Raw genomic sequence first — 2,977 nt, 5'->3', positions numbered from 1 at the left:
CCCCCTCGAGGGGAGGGTGGCCGCGCAGCGGCCGGGTGGGGTCCTCTCAGAAGGCACCGCAAGAGCGTCGAACCCGGTCGATCCGACCCCCTCCGGCGGCTTCGCCGCCACCTCCCCCTCGAGGGGGGAGGAAATCCTGTTCTGGGCCGCCTCGCGCGGCCATCATGCCGATATCGGCGGCACGGCACCCGGCTCGATGACGCCGCTCGCCACCACGGTCGACGAGGAAGGCGTGCTGTTCGACAATTTCCGCATCGTCGACCGCGGAAAATTCCGCGAGAAGGAGCTGGAAACGCTGCTCACCGACCACCGCTATCCAGCCCGCAATCCGCACCAGAACATCGCCGACCTCAAGGCGCAGATCGCCGCCAACGAAAAGGGCGTCGCGGAACTGCGCAAGATGGTCGCGCATTTCGGCCTCGATGTCGTCGAGGCCTATATGGGCCATGTCCAGGACAATGCGGCCGAAAGCGTGCGCCGCGTGCTGGAGCGGCTGCCCGACAGTTCTGAGTATGAGTACCCGACCGACACCGGCCAAATCATCAAGGTGAAGATCACGGTCGACCGGCAAAAGCGCGAGGCGACCGTCGACTTCACCGGCACCTCGCCGGTGATGAAGAATAATTTCAACGCGCCGGAACCGGTCGCCCGAGCCGCCGTGCTCTATGCCTTCCGCGTCATGGTCGAGGACATGATCCCGATGAATGCCGGGTGCCTGCGGCCAATCAACATCATCATTCCCGATGGCTGCATGCTGAAACCCGCCTACCCCGCCGCGGTCGTCGCCGGCAATGTCGAGACCTCGCAGCATGTCACCAACGCGCTGTTCGGCGCCATGGGCGCCATGGCCAACGCGCAAGGCACGATGAACAACCTGACCTTCGGCAACAAGATCTACCAGTACTATGAGACGATCTGCTCCGGCTCGCCGGCCGGCCAGATGAATTCTGGCCGCGGCTTTGCCGGCACCTCCGGCGTCCACACCCACATGACCAATTCGCGCCTCACCGATCCCGAAGTGCTGGAGCTGCGCTTTCCCGTTCTGCTCGAGGATTTCCACATTCGGGAAGGATCCGGCGGCAAAGGCAAATGGAGCGCCGGCGACGGCACCAGGCGCACCATCCGCTTCCTCGAAAAGATGGAATGCGCGATCCTGTCCTCGCACCGCAACCGCCCGCCGCAAGGGCTGGACGGTGGTGGCGATGGCGAGGTCGGCTCGACCAAGGTCCGCCGCAAGGACGGTGCGATCGACGTGCTGAAAGCCTGCGACCAGACCGTGCTTCAGGCCGGCGACGCCGTCATCCTGACGACGCCGACGCCGGGGGGCTTCGGCAAGCTGTAAGAAGGCGTCAACAGGCTGTCACCGGGCTGTCATGCCCCTGCGCTACCCGCTTGCGGCAAAGCAAATGGGGAATCATCTTGCCATGACGGACGTTTCCGCAGATCTGGTTTTTCGCCGCGGCAAGGAAGTTGGAAAGGCCGTCTACCAGAACCGCCCGCTGTCGAAGGCCGGCATTTCGGAGCGGCTGTTCGCCTTCCTGTTCTCCGGCCTCGTCTACCCCCAGATCTGGGAAGACCCCGATGTCGACATGGAGGCGATGCAGCTTGGCCAGGGCCACCGCGTCGTCACCATCGCCTCCGGCGGCTGCAACATTCTGGCCTACCTCACGCGCTCGCCGGCCCGGGTCGACGCCGTCGACCTCAACACCGCGCACATCGCGCTGAACCGCATGAAGCTGGAGGCGGTGCGCCGCCTGCCATCGCAGGGCGACCTGTTCCGCTTCTTCGGCGCCGCCGACACCAGCCACAATTCGAAAGCGTATGACCGTTTCATCGCGCCGCATCTCGATCCTGTCAGCCGTCACTACTGGGAGCGCCGCAACTGGCGCGGTGTCAGGCGCATCACTGTGTTCGACCGCAATTTTTACCAGACCGGCCTGCTCGGCCTGTTCATCGCCATGGGCCATCGCACGGCAAAGTTCTTCGGCGTCAATCCAGCCGCCATCATGCAGGCCAAAAACATCAGCGAGCAGCGCCGCTTCTTCAACGAGGAGCTGGCGCCGGTCTTCGACAAGAAGCTTTTGAAATGGGCGACGTCGCGCAAGGCCTCGCTATTCGGCCTCGGCATCCCGCCGGCGCAGTACGATTCGCTGATCACTTCTGGCGACGGCACCATGGCCAGCGTGCTGAAAGCCCGGCTGGAAAAGCTCGCTTGCGATTTTCCGTTGCAGAACAACTACTTCGCCTGGCAGGCCTTCGCCCGGCGCTATCCGAACCCCGGCGAGGCCGCCCTGCCCGCCTATCTCGAAAAACAGAATTACGAGACCATCCGCGGCAATGTCGGCCGCGTCGCCATCCACCATGCCAATCTGATCGAATTCCTCGCCGGCAAGGATGCAGGCTCCGTCGACCGCTTCGTCCTGCTCGACGCACAGGACTGGATGACCGATGATCAGCTCAACGCGCTCTGGGCGGAGATCACCCGCACCGCGTCAGCCGGCGCCCGCGTCATCTTCCGCACCGCCGCCGAACCCAGCCTGCTGCCCGGCCGGGTCTCCAGCTCGCTGCTCGACCAGTGGGGCTATCAGGACGAGGCTTCGCGCGAATTTTCGGCCCGCGACCGCTCGGCCATCTATGGCGGCTTCCACCTCTATGTGAAGCGTGCGGCATGAACACCACCGAGCTGCCGGCCAGCCCCGAATTCAAGGCAAACCATGCCGAATTGATGGACGGCGTCTACCGCTGGCAGCGCCACATCTATGACCTGACCCGCAAATACTACCTGCTCGGCCGCGACCTAATGATCTCGGGGCTCGACGTGCCTGTCGGTGGTACCGTGCTGGAGCTCGGCTGCGGCACCGGCCGCAACATCATCCTGGCTGCCCGCCGCTATCCCGATGCCCGCTTCTACGGCCTCGATATCTCGGCCGAAATGCTGGAGACGGCCGGAAAGGCGATCGACCGTGAGGGCCTGTCC

Annotated in this window: 3 protein-coding genes; all 3 read left to right on the top strand. The window is 64.4% G+C overall.

Annotated elements, in window-relative coordinates; translation table 11 throughout:
- Positions 1 to 1,342 (top strand): hydantoinase B/oxoprolinase family protein (locus EN750_RS26870; RefSeq protein WP_245482824.1); only part of this gene is annotated, 1,342 nt, incomplete at its 5' end.
- A 31-nt stretch (positions 1,343 to 1,373) separates the two neighbouring features.
- Positions 1,374 to 2,672, top strand: coding sequence for a DUF3419 family protein (locus EN750_RS26865; RefSeq protein WP_127398433.1), 1,299 nt, complete (start codon positions 1,374 to 1,376; stop codon positions 2,670 to 2,672).
- Positions 2,669 to 2,977, top strand: a 309-nt coding sequence (locus EN750_RS26860; protein WP_145967938.1) for a class I SAM-dependent methyltransferase, incomplete at its 3' end; no start/stop codon positions are given. The genes EN750_RS26865 and EN750_RS26860, both read left to right, overlap by 4 nt.

It is taken from the genome of Mesorhizobium sp. M7A.F.Ca.ET.027.03.2.1 (assembly GCF_003999175.1).
Lineage (GTDB): Bacteria > Pseudomonadota > Alphaproteobacteria > Rhizobiales > Rhizobiaceae > Mesorhizobium.
This window is presented reverse-complemented; position numbering and strand designations above follow the sequence as displayed.